The organism is Pseudoalteromonas sp. SR44-8 (assembly GCF_014163635.1).
Lineage (GTDB): Bacteria > Pseudomonadota > Gammaproteobacteria > Enterobacterales > Alteromonadaceae > Pseudoalteromonas > Pseudoalteromonas rhizosphaerae.
Window position 1 is genome coordinate 43,730 of record NZ_JACJDS010000018.1, and the last position, 18,758, is coordinate 62,487.

Sequence of the window (18,758 nt, forward strand, 5' to 3'; positions counted from 1 at the left end):
TATGCCCTTATTTATTATTCATAAAGTAAGTTTAGCATGACTTTTGCTGACTGTTATGGCCTTATTAAGATCATTTTGTGATCATCAATAATGATGAGTTAAAGATTATTTTTATTTGATCAATCCACTCGAGGCAGAGCAAAAACGCGCTATATGCTTTTTTTAAAGTTGGCTAATAGGAAAAAATTATAAAGGATCGCTATGATCTTTGATCCATTGTGGTAGAATGCTCGTCCGGTTATTTATAAGGAATGAATTAACCGTTTTTTAGTTGTAAAAAGCCACAATCAAGCAAAGCAATAAAATGTTTTTCCACATTGTGATAAAAATAATAAAAAAAGAACCTCGTATTATCTTTTTAAAACAAAACATACACTTAACTTGTTTCTAAGTAGTTTTAAATTACTTTGGAGGAATAGCTTGTGGGTGTTATCTACATAGTTATCCACAACTTACTCTTATTTAACGGTTTAAACAAAGCTTAATTCACAGTCGTTTTATGCGTGCCCTTATGGCATGCTTACAGATATTTCGTTTTCTCTCATTTAGGATCCAATTACATCATGGCTCAGATCCCTGAAAATCCACTTATTTTAGTCGATGGCTCTTCCTACTTATTCCGTGCATATCATTCACCACCGCATTTAACTAACTCAAAAGGTGAAGCAACAGGCGCTATTTACGGCGTTGTTAACATGATGAAAAGCCTGATCAAACAGTATGATCCAAGCCATATGGTGGTGGTTTTTGATGCTAAAGGTAAAACTTTCCGTAATGATATGTACAGTGAGTACAAAGCCAACCGCCCGCCAATGCCCGATGATTTGCGCACGCAAATAGCGCCACTGCACGATATTATTAGGGCGATGGGTTTTCCGCTTATTAGTATTGAGGGTGTTGAAGCTGATGACGTAATTGGTACATTCGCCCGTATTGCTTCAGAGCAGCAGCGCCATGTATTGATCTCAACCGGTGATAAAGACATGGCTCAGTTAGTGAATGAGCATGTCACTTTGATCAATACCATGACCGACAGTATTTCTGATCCAGACACTGTGGTTGAAAAATTTGGCGTTGGTCCTGAACTGATCATCGATTACTTAGCTTTGATGGGCGATAAAGTAGATAATATCCCAGGTGTCGATGGATGCGGCCCTAAAACGGCGGTTAAGTGGTTACAAAAATACGGATCATTACAAGGTGTGCTTGATCATGCCGGTGAGATCAAAGGTAAGATCGGCGAAAAGCTTGCCGCCGCAGTCGATCATTTACCGCTAAGTTATGAACTGGCTACCATTAAATGCGATGTTGAAGTTGAATCAGACTTAGATACCTTTAAATTGCAAGAGCCAAATCGCGATGAACTGATTGCCTTGTATGGCGAGTGTGAGTTCCGTCGCTGGTTAGCTGAGTTATTAGATAATCCAAAAGATGCAGACACTCACTTGGCTATCCCTAGTGAAGCGAATGAATTACCGCAAGTGGCTGATGCTCATTATGAAACAATCCTGACAACAGAGCAATTAGATACTTTAGTCGAGCAATTAAATGCCGCTGAACTATTTGCCTTTGATACTGAAACAACCAGCCTTGATTACATGCAAGCTAAACTTGTCGGGATGAGCTTTGCTGTTAAAGCTGGCGAAGCCGTGTATTTACCGGTTGCCCATGATTATCCTGGTGCGCCTGAACAGTTAAGTTTAGAGACGGTGATGGCGAAGATCGGGCCAATTTTAGCTGATGAAAACAAAGCTAAAGTTGGTCAAAATTTAAAATATGATAAGAGTGTATTGGCTAATGCCGGTTTTGAGCTAAAGGGTATTAAATTCGATACTATGCTTGAATCTTACGTATTTAATAGTGTTGGTACTCGCCATGATATGGACTCGTTGGCGCTAAAATATTTAGGCCATAAAAATATCAGTTTTGAAGACATTGCTGGTAAAGGTAAAAAGCAGCTGACATTTAATCAAATCGAACTTGATAAAGCTGCACCTTATGCCGCAGAAGATGCGGATATTACGCTTCGTTTACACCAAGTATTATGGCCGAAACTTGCAGCCGATGAAAAGCTTAAATCGGTATTTGAAGATATAGAGATGCCGCTTGTCAGCGTTATTTCAGATATTGAGCGTACCGGTGTTGCGATTGATAGCAAAATGCTTGCCGCGCACAGCCAGCGTTTGGGTGAGCGTTTAATTGAGCTGGAAAAAGAAGCGCATGAGATTGCTGGTGAACCATTTAACTTAAGCTCACCAAAGCAATTGCAAGTATTGTTGTTTGAAAAACTTGAACTGCCAGTTATTAAAAAAACGCCAAAAGGCGCACCTTCTACAGCTGAAGAAGTACTACAAGAGTTGGCTCACGATTACCCGCTGCCTAAAGTTATTATTGAGCACCGGGGTTTATCTAAGCTTAAATCAACCTACACTGATAAATTACCACTGATAGTTAATGAGCAAACGAAGCGTGTGCATACTTCTTATCATCAAGCGGTAACGGCAACTGGCCGATTAAGTTCAAGCGATCCTAATCTGCAAAATATTCCTATTCGTTCAGAAGAAGGACGCCGTATTCGTGAGGCTTTTATTGCTGCAGATGGCTATAAAATAGTGGCTGCCGATTACAGCCAAATCGAACTACGTATCATGGCGCACTTATCGCAAGATAAAGGCTTGTTAAATGCGTTTGCCAATGGTCTTGATGTACACAGTGCAACTGCTGCGGAAGTGTTTGGTGTTGAGTTAGAAGATGTAACCACGGATATGCGCCGTAAAGCTAAAGCGGTTAACTTTGGTTTAATTTATGGGATGTCAGCATTTGGTTTAGCACGTCAACTTGATGTACCGCGCCATGAAGCGCAACATTACATTGATAAGTATTTTGAACGTTTCCCTGGTGTGCTTGAGTACATGGAATCAACCCGTGAGAAAGCTGCCGAAAATGGCTATGTTGAAACTATTTTTGGTCGGCGCTTACATTTACCAGAGATCAACGCCCGTAATGGCGCGCGCCGTAAAGGAGCCGAACGTGCTGCGATTAATGCACCAATGCAAGGCACCGCTGCTGATATCATCAAAAAAGCCATGCTAACAGTCAACAAATGGGTGTATGAACAAGCACCGAATACGGTTAAATTACTGATGCAAGTACACGATGAATTGGTATTTGAAATCAAAACTGAGTGTGTTGAGCAATACACCGCAGAAATTTGCCAGTTAATGTCTGATGCTGCGAAATTAGATGTGCCATTAGTGGTTGAAGCTGATAGCGGAGATAATTGGCAACAAGCCCATTAATCACTGAGCTTTTTAAATCATATAAGCGCGGCTGCATTGAGTGAAGCCGCGCTTTTTTATGTTTGTGAATAGGGTAGTCAGTTTTTTAAAAGGTGGCCATTCGGCTACTTTCTTAACGCCATAGTAGGTCACTCATTTAATGCAATGGATATAACACTAAAAACCGTCGCTTTTGATTTGTGGTTAAATGCTCATCAAGTAGCTGGGTAATTTTTTGCTCTGCTTGTTGTGGCTCATAGTGTTGTTTTAACTGTTTAATTTGTTGTTTGAGTTGCTCACTCAATGTTTGCCATTGCTGGCGCTGCTGCTCTAGAGCGATTAACCTTGTTGCCGCAGCATCGCCAAATTCCGCTGCCAGTTGATTGTAGTCTTGTTGTTGCAGGGCATCTTTTAGCTCAGTGTTTAAAGCTTTTAGATCGTTACTAGGTTTAAGTGCCTGGGTAATACGCTCAGGTTGCTCGCCCTCTAAATTAGATAACAATTGTTGCTTTAATTCGTCACTAATATGGTTGTTCTGATTAATTTCAAGCTTGGCAATTGTATAGTGCTGCCACTCATTATCATCGTTAAATAAAAGAGTGATTTCAGCTGCATTGAAGTAGCGTTGTTGAAAAGCGATCATTGCAATTAATTGTTCGCTTAGCGGCAAATGAGCGAGTTGTTGCTGCAGCTCTGCCAGCGCTATTTTAAAGCTGAGGTAGCGATTAAATAGCTCACTATTGATTTCGCATGCAGCTAACTTTTCGCACTGTTTTAGAGCCTGCGAAGCACTAAACTCACCGGACTCTTGGCTAGCTAAAATAACGTGTTCAAAAATGCTATCGATTGCCATCGGTTGATCGACATGTGGTGGCGTTGCACTTGTAAGCTTATCGTCGCTGAGTAAAAAAATCATAGCTGTGCTAGTGATAGATATCACTAACACTAAAATGAGCAACTGCTTCATTGTTTATAAGCCTAATTTTTTCAAGCGATTAGCATGTTGACGGTAGACTGTCAGTGGATCGGTTGCAAATAAATGATGAAAGCCAATCAGTTGATTCACTTCATCAAGGTGATTCATGCGGTAATTATCTTTTAATACATAACCTAAATGGCTACTACAACGAGAGACTAAGCCATCGTCATCGCCTGGGATCAGTATTGCAGTGATCGCCAGTGCTGCATCTGATGGGTCAAATATATTTGTTAAAGTTCGAGTACCACTCCAAGAAAAGTAATATACGCCATTACTGGCATACATAGGTCCTTGCTGGCATTGCTCAGCAGGTAGGCCTTCTGGATATTTTTGATTAAAGGCCAGGGCGCCCTCAGTGGTTAAGCTCTCCAGTGCACCAAGCGCATCTTGTGGTAACTGACTATTGCCAGAGAGTAATGCGATTAACCCGCCAAATGCATCAAAGGCTGTTTTAGCTATACCTTCTAGCTTAGATCCAGGAGTCAGTCCTTGGCGCACCACATCAGCAACAGGGCTACCAAAATTAACACCGCCAACACTGGTCGCTGAGGCAACTAAGTCGGGGCGTAGTGAGGCAACATAGCGAATACTTTGCGCACCTTGACTATGACCAATGAGATTTACTTTTGTTGTACCAGTTAGTGCAATAATCTGTTCAACTTGCTGTAGTAACTGCTCGCCTCGTTGTTCAGAATTATTCAGCGAGGATACGGCCGTGACGAAAACCTGTGCGCCATCACGACTGAGGCTTGCTGGTACCCGATAAAAATAATCGACACCTAATACATCGTCAAAACCCATCAAGCCATGTGCTAATACAATTGGGTATTTAGTTTGGGTATAGCCTGCATTAGCGCTATTACTGAAGATAAATAGCAGGCAGCATAAGTATAGAGTGGTTATTTTTTTCATGATCAGTGCTCTTTTATTGTGTGTGTTTGATCACGCTTTGAACTGCTGTTTACAGACAAAGTGTGTGGAGTTTTTATTCTAATTAGTTAATAGAGCAAATTTTGAGCTGAAATTCAATGTTAATATTAAGTTAAATTAACATGCAATTTGTAGTATTAGTTATATGTTTATCAATTCGACTAGTTAGTACCTGTATTTAGTTTATTTATCATGGTTAGTTTGGTAAAGTCCGCGTCGTCCTCATCCTGTAGGACATCCTGTTGATGATGCACTCGAAAGAGTGCTCGTATTGATAGCTTCTCCCCAGTTTGCTATACCGACCCAGCATTAATTTGTTGGGTCGTTTTTTTGTCTCTGTTATTTATTATGCTATTGATTGCACTTCATAGAACAAGTGATACCATTGAATCTCATTTTCATTTTGAAAGGAATGCGTGATGGTTAAATCAATTGCGATATTAGGTCTTTCGTTATCAAGCCTATTAGTCTCTGGTGTTGCCTGTGCTGATTGGCAGGTTAACAATGATCAAAGCAAAGTAAGTTTTGTGTCTATTAAGTCAAATAGTATTGCTGAAGTGCATCACTTCAAAAATGTGTCAGGTAGTTTAGCTGAAGATGGCTCTTTCTCAGTTGATATTGATCTGAGCTCAGTTGAAACGATGATCCCTATCCGTAATGAACGCATGACCAAGTTGTTATTTGAAACAGCGAAGTTTCCAACCGCAACCATAACAGCTAATTTAAGCACGCAATTAAAAGCGCTTAAGCCTGGCCAACATGTATTTAAAGGTATTAGTGCTGAACTTGATTTTCATGGTGCTAAGAAAGAGATTACACTGGATGTTATAGCCAACTTGTCATCGCAAGGGGATATCAGCGTTTCATCAATGAGCCCAATTATCATAAATGGCGCAGACTTTGCTGTCATTGATGGCATTATGCAATTGCAAAAGTTAGCAGGTTTACCATCGATAGCAACGGCAGTACCTGTTAGTTTTTCATTAACGATGAACAAGCTTAAATAATGCACTCTTTGAATGAGCTTGCCACTGCACTTGAGCAGCCAAGCAAGCCATTTTCTCAATGGCAGCCGCAGCATTGTGGCGAGCTGCCAATTATCATCAATCAGCAAGGTGAGTGGTTATACGGTGGCAGTAAAATTACTCGTATCGCTATGGTTAAGCTGTTTGCCTCAGTTCTTTGCAAAGAGCAGGATACTTTTTACTTAAAAACACCAATCGAAAAAATAGCTATTACTGTCCATGATGCTCCCTTTATAATCGTAAATTGGCGCTTTGAAATGACAGAGCAAGGGCAAGTGTTATGTTGTGTGGATAATTTACAGCGAACTTGGCTAGTAACCTGCGAACAACCTTTAGTAGTACAAGATTATCAGGGCAATGATGTGCCGTATTTACAGTTACCGTATGGCTGTAGTGCTCGGGTATCAAGAAGTGTGTTTTATCAGTGGGCAGAAATAGCACAAGCTGATAAGCAAGGCTATTTCATTCAATCTGCGGGTCAGCGTTTTTACTTAAACGTGTGATTAAGCATCTGATTCAGGCGTTTGTTCAACATCAGTAGGTGGTATTGCAACAATTGGCCCTAGGAACCATTCATCTAATTTCTTAGCAACTTCAGGTAATCCTGTGCCTTTTAAAGATGAAAACGCGTGAACGGTAATATCACCCTCTAAGCTGCTTAACTCGCGACGAACTTGCAGCACCTGTGCTTTACGTGCACCTTGCTTTAGTTTGTCGGCTTTAGTTAATAGTGCCAATACTGGAATTTCACTACCAATTGCCCAATTAATTAAATCGCGGTCTAAATCTTTAAGAGGATGACGAATATCCATTAAGATCACGATACCTTTTAAACTTTGACGTTTTTGCAGGTATTCACCTAATGACTTTTGCCATTTCTTTTTCATTTCGATCGGTACCTTAGCAAAACCATAGCCAGGTAAATCGATTAGACGCATATCATCAACATCGGCTAATTCAAATGTGTTGATCAGTTGCGTACGGCCAGGGGTTTTACTAGTACGTGCCAGCTTTTGGTCAGTTAATGCATTTAGGGCGCTAGACTTACCGGCGTTGGAGCGGCCAGCAAAGGCAACTTCAATTCCCGTATCAGCAGGCAATTTAGTGATATCTGGAGCGCTGGTAACGAACGATGCAGTGTTATATTTGATACGAGATTTGAGCACAGGCTCTCCTAGAAACTTAATTAAGTATTACAGCGAGTAAACTTTACTTAATTAAAGTTCACTTAAGGGGCGCATTTTATACTATTACTACACTATTAAAAAGCGCATTTGGACTAAGATAACAGCCTAAAATCAACTAAAATGATATGGTCAAAGCTTAATCTAGGTCAAAACCCTATAATTTATAAGTTTAATATGAGTAGAAAACGTGCCAGAGAATTTATTATCGTGTAGAATATATAAATCACAACATCCATATTGTAGATGATACAGGGTCGGAAACAGAGAATTCACCATGAAAAAAATAGCACTATCTTTAACTATATTGCTTGGTGCGTTGTCAGCAAGCAACGCAACAGCATTTGATGGCGATGTAAACGCAGGTAAAGAAAAATCAGCAACGTGTGCGGCTTGTCACGGCCCAGACGGTAATGCGCCGGTTAATATCTACCCAAAACTTGCAGGCCAACACGCGGATTATATTTATAAGCAACTTACTGAATTGAAGTTAGGTATGACTTCAGGTGGTAAAGAGGGTCGTATGGATCCAGTCATGAGCGCGATGGCAATGCCATTGAACGATCAAGACATGAAAGATTTGGCTGCTTATTTTTCGTCACTTAACATGTCTGAAGGTGAGACACCTAAAGATATCGTTGACGTTGGCGCCATGCTTTATAAAGCAGGTGACGCAGAACGTGGTATTCCAGCATGCGCAGCATGTCATGGTCCACGTGGTAATGGCTCATCATTAGCTAAGTTTCCAAAAATTTCTTTTCAACATCCAGAATACATCAAGTCACAGCTTGAGAAATTCCGTGATGGTGTGCGTCATAATGATTTAAATGGCATGATGCAAGATATTGCCAAAAAGCTAACTGACAAAGATATCGAAGTGCTTTCTAAGTACTTAGGTGGACTACACTAAAGTAGTATAGATTAATTTTATTATTAATCCTAAAATCTATAGTGGTTACAAAAAGCAGCTCAGGCTGCTTTTTTTGTATTTTTTGTTTTGTCGATATTACCTCTTTCCTTGTAAGACATTGACCATATCCTGCTGTAAGCCAAATCCTATTTTTATTTTTGTTTTTATTATAACTCATTGTAATTTAATGTTTTGGTTATGTTGCAATTTGTATTGCGTAAGAAAAATTATATAAATTAGTTGTAACAAAATTATTAATGCGTAAATTAACCCCTGTCGCTGAAACAATAAGAACAAAATGGACTAAACTACACGGAAAGTAGTGTGACGTGATTATCGGGGATAAGACATCGGTTGATGTCACCGAAGGAATATTAAAAAAGAGTCAATGAAGACCGAGAATAATAAAATCTCACGGAAGTTTAAAATAAAAACAAAATGGAATGTTACACGGAAGGTAAAAATAATAACAACATGGAACAACAAAAATAATAACAATAATAAAGACTAAAAAGTCGAAGGGAGAAGTGTCCAGTTAAATGGCGCTCAGATTAGCAGGCGGTAGAGATGTTTTCTCTACCGCCTTTTTATTTGTCCTGTTACAATAGCCATTGTTTATACTTAAATGTATAGAAAGTGCGCAAGTAGTCGAGTTACCCAACCTCAATCCGCACAAACCGAATTCTTCTGGCAAGGCCAGCATCGCAACGCTAAAATGCGCGTTGCTCAAAACCTCTTAAGTGAGATGATCAAGATATGAGTAGAACTAAAAAGTCACGTAAAATCCCGTCTAACGGTCCTGTTCGTTTAAGCAAAGATAAGCTTAAAGAAATGCGTGCATTGAAAGAACAACGCGTTAAAAAGACCAAAGGTGCAAAGCCAGGTTCACGTAATTCGATAGACGCTTTACAGCCTGAGAGTAATAGTAATCAGCAACATAAAGATAAACGTGTTGGTAGTAAAAAACCAATCCCTTTAATTGCCGTTGCAGCTGAACCAGTTATTGAGCTTAAACGTAACTTGAAGCCACAAGTTGAACTGAAAAAAGTAGTTCAGCCTGAACTTTCACCAGAGCAAGAATTAGAAGCGCTAGAAAATGATGAGCGCTTATTGAAGCTGGTTGAGTTACATGAAAGTGGCCAGTTATTAACAGGTAAAGATGCTAAATACTTCAACAGCCGTATTGCACGTCATCAAGTGTTATGTGAATTGCTTGGTATTGAAGACGAAGCTGACGATTTTGATGATGAAGAGTTTAGCGAAGAAGCTAATAGTGACTTTGATCATTACTTGTCGAATGATTTAGCCAATGAATGGTTAGATGACGAGGACGATAAATAATGAACATAATGATCTTGGCTCTGAGTGTTGGCGCTGTGATCATTGCGGGGCTGGCATTTTATGCTGGCCAATTACTGTATAAACTCAGTGCGCAAAAAAAACTGATCGCGAAAGAGCAGGTAAAGCAGCAAGCTAAGTTAGCTAAGTCACGCTTAGAGCGAAATGCCAAGCTCGCAGACAGCATTCATTTAATCGCCCGTGCTATGCACCAAGAGCAATGTGAGTTCTCAGAAGGGAGTTTGCGTATTTGGGTGCTAATGTCGCAATACAGCTTTACGGATGACGAAGACCTTCCAGGGCGTTATCCAGGCATATTTGCGATGTATGAAGTGGTAAAAGAAATGCCAACTCATGACGCTCGTAAAAAATATTCGAAAAAAGAAATATTTAAACAAGACAGCGCTCGCTGGCGTGCTGAAGAAACTCATGCAGAGCAAATTAAAGCTGACTGTGAGAAAATCATTGAAGAGTTTAAAGCAGCCCCTGGTAGCGAAAACGTCGTGTTTAACTAATTTTATAGTATCAATAAAAAAGCAGACCTCGGTCTGCTTTTTTTATGCTTGTGCACTCAGATTAAATTACCCGAGAGAACCGAGTCGCGTTAATCTGTTTTTGTAAATGAGCATCAAAACACATACAAATGATACGAATAAACAAATTGCCGCGTGCTGTGACGGTTATTAAGTCTGCATTGATAGTTACCATGCCATCTGCTATTAGCGGCTCAAGAGCTTGCAGTGAGCTGGCAAAGTAATCTTTAAAGTCGAGTTGATAGCTATTAGCAATACTTTGCATATTCAGTTCAAAGTGGCAAATAAGCTGTTTTATCACATCAGCGCGAATAACGTCATCATTATCAAGTTTCATACCTTTGCTGATTGCACTGCCAAGCTGATTATCAATCGCGTGATAGTAATGCTTTAACTCTTTTTGATTTTGCAAAATAGCAGTGCCAATTTGTGAAATTGATGACACCCCTAAACCCAGTAAATCACAGTCACCATGAGTGGTGTAGCCTTGAAAATTACGATGTAATTGCTGACTATTTTGTGCAATAGCTAACTCATTACTGGTTTTTGCAAAGTGATCCATACCAATAAACTGATAACCTGCGTTACTCATTTGTTCTAAGGTATTCTTAAACATGGTGAGCTTATCGTGAGCGCTAGGTAAATCTGCATCCTTAATTTTTCGCTGAGCGGCAAAGCGATCCGGTAAGTGCGCGTAATTAAATACCGATACACGATCAGGACTAAGGGCAATTAATTGCTCAATAGTCTCTTTAAAGCTCTCAGGGGTTTGCAGTGGTAAGCCATAAATCATATCTGCATTGATTGATTTGAAGCCGAGTTCACGCGCTTCACCAATCAAACTTTTTACTGCATCAGCACTTTGTGGACGGTTAACGGCAAGCTGTACATCATCATTAAAGTCTTGAATGCCAAATGATACACGGTTAAAGCCAAGGCTACGCAAGTGGCTGAGCATGTCAGTTGCCAGTGAGCGAGGGTCTATTTCAATGCCACGCTCCGCATCGGGAGCAAACTTAAAGTGCAGCTCAAGTAGCGCGATTAAACGGCTCATTTGGCTGGTTGTTAAAAAAGTGGGCGTGCCACCGCCTAAATGCAGTTGCTGTACTTGATAGCTATCAAATAGCAGCGCTTGAGCGATGATTTCTTTTTCAAGATAATCTAGGTATAAGTCAGCTTTTGATTGATGGCGGGTTATTACTTTATTACAGCCACAGTAATAGCAAAGCTGACTGCAAAACGGAATGTGGATATATAAAGATAAGCTGCGACTGTTTGATGAGTTAATTGCACTGATCAAGTCTTGTTGTTGATAGCCATCATTAAACGACAATGCTGTGGGGTAGGAGGTGTATCTTGGTCCAGACACATTGTACTTATTTATTAAGCTTTGATCCCATTTGGGTAAATTAATCATCACGCGCACCTTTTATATCATTTTCGTTAGTATAAAAAGGATGCGTCGAGGGAATATTGATCTACAACAAAAAAGAGTGCCGGAGCACTCTTTTGCTTATCAATATTGGCTTACTTAAGCTTAAACTGATTAACGGTTTTATTTAGTAAGCTGGCAAGCTCGTTAAGGTCCCTGGCTTCATCAGCAAGCTCAAGGGCATGATCTGCAGTGCTGTTCACTAAGTGATTAATTGCCGCTAAACTATTATTTATATCTTCGGCAACCACCGTTTGTTGCTCGGTTGAGGTGGCAATGTGATGACTTTGATCTTGTACTTTAGTCACTGAGTCAGCAATGTTTTGCAATGCATCTAGTACTTCTTGAGTTTGCGTAACCGAGCTTTGCGCGCGCTCTTGTCCTTGTTGCATCATAGTTGAAGCTTGCTGTGCAATTTGCTGTAAGCGTGAGATCATGTTGCGAATATCATCAGTTGACTCTTGTGTGCGACTGGCCAACGAGCGAACTTCATCGGCTACGACCGCAAAGCCACGGCCTTGCTCACCAGCACGGGCGGCTTCAATTGCAGCGTTCAGCGCCAGCAAATTGGTTTGCTCTGCAATGGAATTGATCACATCAACTACGGCGCCGATGTTACCACTTTCTTGCTCTAGGCCTGCGACCACTTTAGCAGCTTCGCCAATATGGTCAGCTAAGGCGGTCATCACGCTTTGTGCATTTTGCGAGCGAGTGGCGCCATCTGCGGTGATCTGTTGGACTTCCTCAGCTGCATTGTTGGTGTGTTGTGCATTACGCGAGATCTCCATAACCGTGGTCGCCATTTCGGTTACTGCAGCGCTAACACTATCAACCTGCTGTTTTTCTTGTTGAATTTCGTCATTAGTTTGTTGCGAAACCGATTTTAATTGTGCCGCCGCATCGGTAAGTTGTTCAGCCTGTGCTGCGGTATTAAGCATCATAACGTGCAACTTATCAATAAAGGTATTCATATGATGAGCTAACTGGCCAACTTCATCTTTGCTATCAATAGTAATTTTTTGGGTTAAATCGCCATCCCCAGAAGCAATATCGCGCATGATATGGGTCAAGGTGATGATCGGCTGTGAGATCATTTTTGTAGCCCACAAAATCATTGCCATGATGATTAATAAAATAATAATGACCGAGCTGGTGGTGGTCATGACCGCGTCATTTACTGGCTCATCAATCATAGTGCGTGGCACTAAAATACCCACGTACCAGTTTAGATAAGGATGCTCTAATTGTAAGCGGTTATAAACCACAAAGTACTCTTGTCCTTGTAAGGTTACCTTGGCATCACCAGCGACGTTATTTTTCATTTGCTGGTTGAGCGAACTGAAGCCTTGCGTGTCGCTAAATTGTTTTTCAAGTACTTCTAACCCCTCTTTACCGTTAGGACCTTCATCGGTGATTGAAAGTTTATGGTTGGTACGTTTTGATAAATGCACCACTTTTTGGTCGCCATCGAGTAAAAAGCCAAAACCTTGACCGTTAAAACGAATATCTTCGACCATTTTATTGATTTTATTCAGTTGTAAATCGACGCCACCAAAACCAATTAGTTCGCGTTGCTTATTATAAACAGGCTGTTGCACAACCGCAGAGGCATTACCTGTGGTTAAATCAACTGAAATGGGCCCGACATATAAACGGTTAATTTTTAATGCATCTTGCCACCAACCACGTTTATAAGCGTAATACGGCTGGCCATTATAGTGGGTAGTACGTTCATGCTCTTTAAAATATTCACCGGTTTTGGCGGAGGCAAAAAATGCCGAGAGAATATTTTCATCATTGCCACTAATGCGTATAAAGTCTTGATTTACTTCTTCGTAGCCTGGCGCGCCTTGGAGTGTTTGGTCGCGTTTATCCCATGCGTCAAACCAGTTAACGAGATGAGGATTATTCACAAAAGTTTCTACAACTTTGCCATATTGAGCAAAATAGCTCTGCATTGACAGCTGTTCGCTTTGTAAGTAGCTGTATGCTTCACGTTCAATACTTTGACGAGACAAGGCGGCGATATGGTTCACAAAGTAAGCCGAGGCAATAAGTAACAGCACACTGATAGTGCCACCAATTAATAACAGGATTTTTTTTCGTAATGATAGATTTCGTAACATAAGTGCACACATTCTTATTATTTAGTAGAGTAAGCACTCTTATCTAATCATATCTTTATCTTAATCGCTATTGTGTGCGATGAGAGAAGTGAACAAATTTCTATTTAATTGTAAGGGTGATGTTACGTGGCGGGTAAAAATAAAGACCAATTAATAGTATTGGGCGCAGGTTGGTTGGGTCAGCCATTGTGCTTACAACAGCTCGCAAAAGGTTGGGATGTTCAAGGCACTCATCGCAGCGCTGAGCATCAACATGCTTTTCAGCGCCAGTTAGTATTTGCAGATCAGCAATTAGCTCATCAACTAGATTTACATAATGCGTGGTGGGTGTGTGCTATACCACCACGTAGTCGCCACGCTGATAGCCATTATTTAGCCACGTTAAAATTAGCCATTGAACTGGCAGGCACCATGAATGCAAAAGGCTTTTTGTTGTGTTCATCAACGGCTGTGTATGCTCAAGATAATCTAACCTATACAGAGCAAAGTGAGATTAAAGTAAGCACTGCACGCCAACAGCCATTAATTGATGCTGAGCAACTGGTATTAAATGCGGGTGGAAAAGTACTTAGACTCGGTGGTTTAATTGGGCCAGAGCGAGAGCCTGGGCGTTTTGTGGCAGGCAAAGAACTACAAAGTTCGAGCAACCAAACCGTTAATATGGTGCAGCAACAAGATGTTATTAATGCGATTGTTACTGTGTTGGAGAATTGGCAAGTTGCAGCGCCAATTTACAATGTAGTCAATCCAGCTCATCCAACCAAAGCAGATTACTATCAGCAAAAATGCCAGCAATACGGAACAACCCCTCCTACATTTACGAGTGACGAAAGCGCCGAACGCATCATTGATGGTTCGGCTATTGAATCACTTGGTTTTAACTATCAGTTTGCTATTTAAAACGACGGTAATACGCCTTTAGGTAATAAATTACACAACTCACCTTGCTGTAATAATAAATTAGCTGCTTCGATATCTGGGCCAAAATAACGGTCTTTATCGTAGTAGCTCACTTTTGTGCGCAGTGTTGCTTTAGCTTGTTCAACTTTGGCTGATGCCTGCAATGGCTTTCTAAATTCTAACCCTTGCGCAGATGCCAACCATTCAATTGCCAGTACGCCTTGCGTGTTATCAGCCATTTCTTGCAGACGACGTGCTGCAAAAGTTGCCATAGAAACATGGTCTTCTTGGTTAGCTGAAGTTGGTAAGCTATCCACAGAAGCAGGGTGCGCCAATGATTTATTTTCAGACGCTAATGCTGCTGCGGTTACTTGTGCAATCATAAAGCCTGAATTAACGCCGCCGTTTTCAACTAAGAAAGGTGGCAACTTTGATAAGTTTGAATCAATGAGTAACGCAATACGACGCTCAGCTAGTGCACCAATTTCGGCAATCGCTAATGCTAAATTGTCGGCTGCCATAGCCACAGGCTCGGCGTGGAAGTTACCTCCCGAAATAATATCGCCTACATCAGCAAATACTAATGGGTTGTCGGTTACACCATTAGATTCACACAACAACACTTCGGCTGCTTGGCGAATTTGCGTTAAACACGCACCAAGTACTTGTGGCTGACAGCGTAGGCAATACGGGTCTTGTACTTTTTCACAATCCACATGAGCTTCGCTGATCTGTGAATGTTCACCGAGCATATCGCGAAACATTGCCGCGGTATCGATTTGACCAAGTTGGCCACGAATTTCATGAATACGTGCATCAAATGGCGAGCGACTTCCCATTGCTGCTTCAATACTAATTGAGCCAATCGCGCAGCTTTGTGCATATAAATCCTCAGCCCGAAATAGCCCTTGAAGCGCAAATGCGGTAGAGGCTTGAGTGCCATTTAACAAAGCCAAGCCTTCTTTAGCAGCCAGTGTTAATGGCTCAAGACCGGCTATTTTAAGACCGTCAGCAGCGCTAATGAGTTTACCTTGATAGCGCATTTCGCCTTCGCCGAGCAGTGGTAAACACATATGTGAAAGTGGCGCTAAATCGCCAGATGCACCTACCGAGCCTTTTTTTGGCACGCATGGATAGACTTGTGCAGCAAGTAACTGCATAAAGAATTCGATCACTTTTAGGCGAATGCCAGAAAAGCCACGTGATAATGAATTAATTTTCAATACCATCATCAATCGTACTGTGCTGTCATCCATATAAGCACCGATGCCCGCAGCATGGGAAAGTACAATGGATCGCTGGAGTAACTCTAATTCATGTTCAGCAATTTTAGTATTGGCGAGTAAGCCAAAACCGGTATTAATGCCATAAACCGTTCTGTGTTGGTCAATCACGTCTTGCACGGTTTGTGCACTGGCTGCTATTTTTATCTCGCTATCTTTGGCGAGCGTTAACGTCACTGGTGATAAATTAATTTGGCGCAGTGTTGCTAAATCGAGCTTTCCAGGTGTTAGGGTGAGTTTAAACATGATTATTCCTTATTTAACATTGGCAGGTCGAGGCCTTGCTCGGTCGCACAATTAATTGCAATATCGTAACCTGCATCCGCGTGGCGCATAACGCCCGTTGCAGGATCATTCCATAATACGCGACCAACCCGCGCAGCTGCTTCGTCGGTGCCATCAGCAACAATGACTACGCCAGAATGTTGGCTAAAGCCCATACCTACACCACCACCATGATGAAGTGACACCCATGTTGCACCTCCTGCGGTATTCAGTAATGCATTAAGTAATGGCCAATCTGATACTGCATCTGAGCCGTCTTTCATTGCTTCGGTTTCACGGTTTGGACTCGCAACTGAGCCTGAGTCTAAATGGTCACGGCCGATCACAATCGGTGCTTTAAGCTCACCATTTTTGACCATCTCATTAAACGCCAGCGCTAAACGAGCGCGGTCTTTTAAGCCAACCCAGCAAATACGAGCAGGTAAGCCCTGGAATTGAATACGTTCACGAGCCATATCAAGCCAGTTATGTAAGTGTTTGTCGTCAGGAATAAGCTCTTTCACTTTTGCGTCGGTTTTATAAATATCTTCAGGATCGCCTGATAATGCCACCCAACGGAATGGACCAATTCCTTCGCAAAATAATGGACGAATATAAGCTGGCACAAAACCTGGGAAATCAAAGGCATTTGTTACGCCTTCGTCAAATGCCATTTGACGAATGTTATTGCCGTAGTCAGTTGTTGCAGCACCAGCTTGTTGTAGTGCTAACATTGCGTTGACTTGCACAGCCATCGATTGCTTAGCTGCTTTGACAACCGCTTGTGGATCTTGTTCACGCATTTTAGCCGCGTGTTGCATGCTCCAACCTTGCGGTAAATAGCCATTCAACGGGTCGTGAGCAGAGGTTTGATCGGTCACTACATCGGGAGTAATAGCTCGGTTAACAAGCTCACTAAATACATCAGCGGCATTACCAAGTAAGCCGACTGACAGCGCTTCGCCTTTGCCACACGCCTCGTTGATAAGCTCCAGTGCATGATCTAAATCGGTTGCTTTAACATCCACATAGCGGGTTTTGATCCGAAAATCGATACGCGTTTCATCGCATTCAACTACGAGTGCGCTAAATCCCGCCATGGTTGCCGCAAGTGGCTGCGCGCCGCCCATACCGCCTAAGCCACCGGTTAGCACCCACTTTCCAGCAGCGTCACCATTAAAATGTTGTTTTGCCATCGCTACAAAGGTTTCGTAGGTACCTTGTACTATGCCTTGTGATCCAATGTAGATCCATGATCCCGCAGTCATTTGCCCATACATCATCAAACCAAGTTTATCGAGCTCGTTAAAATGCTCCCAATTAGCCCAGTGAGGTACTAAGTTTGAGTTGGCAATTAATACTCGCGGTGCATTACTGTGAGTTTTAAATACCCCAACAGGTTTGCCTGATTGTACGAGTAGCGTTTCGTCGTCTTCGAGTCTGTCGAGAGTTTCGATGATTTTATCAAAGCAAGGCCAATCACGCGCTGCACGACCAATCCCACCGTACACAACTAAAGCATGTGGATGTTCGGCTACTTCAGGATCTAAATTATTCATTAACATGCGCTTAGCTGCTTCGGTGAGCCAGCTCTTAGCGCTGATTTTATCGCCGTGTGGGGCGCGGATAACGCGAGATTCATCAAGTCTGTTGTTCATAGATTACTCCTGTTGTATATACAAGCTTATTGGTTTCAAAAAATACGCTGTGAAGCGCATCATTTTTGATTTTTATATTCTTTCTAATGTTATTTATTACATATTACTTTTTAAAAGTTAAATGTCCGCCTAAGCGATACTTACTACCCGGTGATACTAAACGGGCAAAACTAACAATCCCAGATGATGACCAAGTACGCCTAATCACCTGTAAGCATGGCTCTTCATGGTATAAATTAAGCCATTGGCACATTTCGCTGTTAGGCATTATTGCTTCTACCGTATGGCGCGCTTCCGTTAATGGTGCGACGCTCGATAAATATTCGTGCGGAGTTAACGCAGTAAAATCTTGTTGAAGGTAGCTTGTTGCTAGTGCAGGGTTAACAAAGCGCTCCTCAACTTGCAGTGGCTGTTCGTTTTCGTTATGCACTAATACACTGCGATACACCACGCTATCTACTTCAACACCCAGTGCAATCGCAATTGGCGCAACGGCGCTGATAGATTCAAGCACTAATACTGTACAGCTATAATTGCCGTTACGGGCCTTGACTTCATCTGCTATATTTTTGATTTCAAGCAATGATGATTGCGATTTAAAACTGGCAACGAACGTGCCTAAACCTTGACTACGAGTCAGTATACCCGCTTCGGTGAGCTCGCTTAATGCTCGGCGCGCAGTCATTCGACTAACACTAAATTGTTCTGCTAATTCATTTTCAGAAGCCACACGTTGGTTTTCAAGCCATGCGCCGCTGCGGATATTATCAACAATAAATTGCTTTATTTGTGCGAACTTAGGTGTCGTCATTTGAATTATTATGGTCTTTTAAATTTGTTATTAACTATAAGATGGCATATTTACCTTGTATATACAAGATGACTTGTTAGACTGATAAAAAATAATTTTCGGAGTTA

Annotated in this window: 15 protein-coding genes; 7 read left to right on the forward strand and 8 right to left on the reverse strand. The window is 41.5% G+C overall.

Going from position 1 to position 18,758, the window contains the following annotated elements; translation table 11 throughout:
* Positions 1 to 563: 563 nt before the first annotated feature.
* A complete protein-coding gene (gene polA, locus H5183_RS10755) occupies positions 564 to 3,299 on the forward strand; it encodes a DNA polymerase I (RefSeq protein WP_145238419.1) in 2,736 nt (911 codons plus the stop codon).
* 136 nt (positions 3,300 to 3,435) lie between these two features.
* On the opposite strand, the gene H5183_RS10760 is transcribed toward polA, so the two are convergent.
* On the reverse strand, positions 3,436 to 4,245 hold the full coding sequence (locus H5183_RS10760; protein ID WP_145238422.1) for a lipase secretion chaperone: 810 nt from the start codon (positions 4,243 to 4,245) through the stop codon (positions 3,436 to 3,438).
* 3 nt (positions 4,246 to 4,248) lie between these two features.
* Positions 4,249 to 5,169 carry a triacylglycerol lipase gene (locus tag H5183_RS10765; RefSeq protein ID WP_145238425.1) on the reverse strand — a complete coding sequence of 307 codons (921 nt, stop codon included), beginning with the start codon at positions 5,167 to 5,169 and terminating at the stop codon, positions 4,249 to 4,251.
* 437 nt (positions 5,170 to 5,606) lie between these two features.
* On the opposite strand from H5183_RS10765, the gene H5183_RS10770 reads away from it, so the two are divergent.
* Positions 5,607 to 6,194: a YceI family protein gene (locus tag H5183_RS10770; RefSeq protein ID WP_145238428.1), complete on the forward strand. Its 588-nt coding sequence runs from the start codon at positions 5,607 to 5,609 to the stop codon at positions 6,192 to 6,194.
* The gene (locus H5183_RS10775; RefSeq protein WP_145238431.1) at positions 6,194 to 6,715 is read left to right on the forward strand and encodes a DUF1285 domain-containing protein; all 522 of its coding nucleotides are present in this window, start codon (positions 6,194 to 6,196) and stop codon (positions 6,713 to 6,715) included. The genes H5183_RS10770 and H5183_RS10775 overlap by 1 nt, the downstream gene beginning before the upstream one ends.
* Here H5183_RS10775 and yihA read toward each other — a convergent pair whose 3' ends face one another.
* Positions 6,716 to 7,378, reverse strand: coding sequence for a ribosome biogenesis GTP-binding protein YihA/YsxC (gene yihA / locus H5183_RS10780; RefSeq protein ID WP_145238434.1), 663 nt, complete (start codon positions 7,376 to 7,378; stop codon positions 6,716 to 6,718).
* A 295-nt stretch (positions 7,379 to 7,673) separates the two neighbouring features.
* Here yihA and H5183_RS10785 point away from each other — a divergent pair, with 295 nt between their 5' ends.
* From H5183_RS10785 to H5183_RS10795, 3 genes are all read left to right on the forward strand, one after another.
* The gene (locus tag H5183_RS10785) at positions 7,674 to 8,306 is read left to right on the forward strand and encodes a cytochrome c (protein WP_145238437.1); all 633 of its coding nucleotides are present in this window, start codon (positions 7,674 to 7,676) and stop codon (positions 8,304 to 8,306) included.
* A 756-nt stretch (positions 8,307 to 9,062) separates the two neighbouring features.
* Positions 9,063 to 9,647, forward strand: coding sequence for a Der GTPase-activating protein YihI (yihI, locus tag H5183_RS10790; protein WP_145238440.1), 585 nt, complete (start codon positions 9,063 to 9,065; stop codon positions 9,645 to 9,647).
* A complete protein-coding gene (locus H5183_RS10795) occupies positions 9,647 to 10,159 on the forward strand; it encodes a DUF2489 domain-containing protein (RefSeq protein WP_220493612.1) in 513 nt (170 codons plus the stop codon). The genes yihI and H5183_RS10795 overlap by 1 nt, the downstream gene beginning before the upstream one ends.
* Before the next feature lie 61 nt (positions 10,160 to 10,220).
* Here H5183_RS10795 and hemN read toward each other — a convergent pair whose 3' ends face one another.
* Both hemN and H5183_RS10805 read right to left on the reverse strand, forming a co-directional pair.
* Entirely contained in the window at positions 10,221 to 11,594 is a 1,374-nt protein-coding gene (gene hemN, locus H5183_RS10800; RefSeq protein WP_145238446.1) for an oxygen-independent coproporphyrinogen III oxidase, read from the reverse strand.
* A gap of 110 nt (positions 11,595 to 11,704) precedes the next feature.
* Positions 11,705 to 13,735 carry a methyl-accepting chemotaxis protein gene (locus H5183_RS10805; protein WP_145238449.1) on the reverse strand — a complete coding sequence of 677 codons (2,031 nt, stop codon included), beginning with the start codon at positions 13,733 to 13,735 and terminating at the stop codon, positions 11,705 to 11,707.
* Positions 13,736 to 13,861: 126 nt separating this feature from the next.
* On the opposite strand from H5183_RS10805, the gene H5183_RS10810 reads away from it, so the two are divergent.
* On the forward strand, positions 13,862 to 14,635 hold the full coding sequence (locus H5183_RS10810) for an NADP-binding protein (RefSeq protein ID WP_145238452.1): 774 nt from the start codon (positions 13,862 to 13,864) through the stop codon (positions 14,633 to 14,635).
* Here the strand turns inward: H5183_RS10810 and hutH are convergent.
* From hutH to hutC, 3 genes are all read right to left on the reverse strand, one after another.
* Positions 14,632 to 16,164, reverse strand: a complete 1,533-nt coding sequence (hutH, locus tag H5183_RS10815) for a histidine ammonia-lyase (RefSeq protein ID WP_145238455.1) — start codon at positions 16,162 to 16,164, stop codon at positions 14,632 to 14,634. The two genes, H5183_RS10810 and hutH, sit on opposite strands and share 4 nt — an antisense overlap.
* A 2-nt stretch (positions 16,165 to 16,166) precedes the next feature.
* Positions 16,167 to 17,840 (reverse strand): urocanate hydratase, encoded by a 1,674-nt coding sequence (gene hutU, locus H5183_RS10820; RefSeq protein WP_145238458.1) that lies wholly within the window; start codon positions 17,838 to 17,840, stop codon positions 16,167 to 16,169.
* Positions 17,841 to 17,943: 103 nt separating this feature from the next.
* Positions 17,944 to 18,651, reverse strand: a complete 708-nt coding sequence (gene hutC, locus H5183_RS10825; RefSeq protein ID WP_145238461.1) for a histidine utilization repressor — start codon at positions 18,649 to 18,651, stop codon at positions 17,944 to 17,946.
* Positions 18,652 to 18,758 lie beyond the last annotated feature (107 nt).

Excerpts from the sequence above, each read along its gene's own strand:
- H5183_RS10805 (WP_145238449.1), bottom strand. The coding sequence starts at position 13,735 with ATGTTACGAAATCTATCATTACGAAAAAAAATCCTGTTATTAATTGGT.
- hutC (WP_145238461.1), bottom strand. The coding sequence starts at position 18,651 with ATGACGACACCTAAGTTCGCACAAATAAAGCAATTTATTGTTGATAAT.
- hutH (WP_145238455.1), bottom strand. The coding sequence starts at position 16,164 with ATGTTTAAACTCACCCTAACACCTGGAAAGCTCGATTTAGCAACACTG.
- H5183_RS10775 (WP_145238431.1), top strand. The coding sequence starts at position 6,194 with ATGCACTCTTTGAATGAGCTTGCCACTGCACTTGAGCAGCCAAGCAAG.
- yihI (WP_145238440.1), top strand. The coding sequence starts at position 9,063 with ATGAGTAGAACTAAAAAGTCACGTAAAATCCCGTCTAACGGTCCTGTT.
- polA (WP_145238419.1), top strand. The coding sequence starts at position 564 with ATGGCTCAGATCCCTGAAAATCCACTTATTTTAGTCGATGGCTCTTCC.
- hemN (WP_145238446.1), bottom strand. The coding sequence starts at position 11,594 with ATGATTAATTTACCCAAATGGGATCAAAGCTTAATAAATAAGTACAAT.
- H5183_RS10765 (WP_145238425.1), bottom strand. The coding sequence starts at position 5,169 with ATGAAAAAAATAACCACTCTATACTTATGCTGCCTGCTATTTATCTTC.
- H5183_RS10760 (WP_145238422.1), bottom strand. The coding sequence starts at position 4,245 with ATGAAGCAGTTGCTCATTTTAGTGTTAGTGATATCTATCACTAGCACA.
- H5183_RS10770 (WP_145238428.1), top strand. The coding sequence starts at position 5,607 with ATGGTTAAATCAATTGCGATATTAGGTCTTTCGTTATCAAGCCTATTA.
- H5183_RS10795 (WP_220493612.1), top strand. The coding sequence starts at position 9,647 with ATGAACATAATGATCTTGGCTCTGAGTGTTGGCGCTGTGATCATTGCG.
- H5183_RS10785 (WP_145238437.1), top strand. The coding sequence starts at position 7,674 with ATGAAAAAAATAGCACTATCTTTAACTATATTGCTTGGTGCGTTGTCA.
- hutU (WP_145238458.1), bottom strand. The coding sequence starts at position 17,840 with ATGAACAACAGACTTGATGAATCTCGCGTTATCCGCGCCCCACACGGC.